1 protein-coding gene is annotated in these 878 nt (G+C 39.1%); it reads left to right on the plus strand.

Annotation, left to right across the window (positions count from 1 at the left end; genetic code table 11):
* Nucleotides 1–878, plus strand: an 878-nt coding sequence (locus tag AC3WOM_RS26680) for a transposase (RefSeq protein WP_492449211.1), incomplete at both ends; no start/stop codon positions are given.

Genomic DNA, 878 nt, shown 5'->3' on the forward strand with positions numbered 1-878 from the left:
GCAATCTGTCTTCTCAGGGCGCAAAATTGAAGGACTTTTAAAAGATAGTCTTCGGATGATGTGGTTAGCTCAAGGAAATGAACCAACCTACCGCACAATCAACCGATTCCGTGTCCAATCAGAGGTGAAGGAGTTGATTCGTCAATGCTTCGTTCAATTCCGCTGTCAGCTGGTACAGGAAGAATTAATTGATCAGGAAGCCATTTTTATCGACGGAACTAAGATTGAAGCAAATGCGAACAAATTTACATTCGTGTGGAAAAAGTCGATTGAGAAATATCATAACGGACTAATTGAGAAGTCTAACCAGCTATACGATGAACTACTTGAAAAAGAAATCATCCCAGAAATTAAACGGGAAAATGAAAAGGAATTAGCATTGGAAGACCTCGCTCAAATGGTCGAAAAAGTAGATGAAGTGATCGCTGAATATGATCGAAAAATTGAGGACTCATCAGATGTAGCAGAGCGAAAGGCTTTAAGAACGGAACGGAAATTCCCAAAGAAAGCCCGCAAACAATTAATCGACTATATTGAACGCAAACTAAAATACCAAAGAGACTTCGAAATCTTTGACGAACGAAATAGTTATTCGAAAACAGACCCGGATGCGACATTTATGCGTATGAAAGATGACTATATGAAAAATGGTCAATTGAAGGCAGGTTATAACATACAAGTGGCAACAGAAGGTCAGTATGCGCTTGCCTACAGCATTTTTCCAAACCCAGCGGATACACGTACATTAATCCCATTTTTAGATGAAATCGAACAACATTATTTTAAACTACCAAAACACATCGTCGCAGATGCCGGATATGGCAGTGAACAAAATTATGATGATATCCTTTCGAATCGTAAGCGAGAAGCCTTAATCA

It is taken from the genome of Lysinibacillus sp. FW301-JW8 (assembly GCF_058788755.1).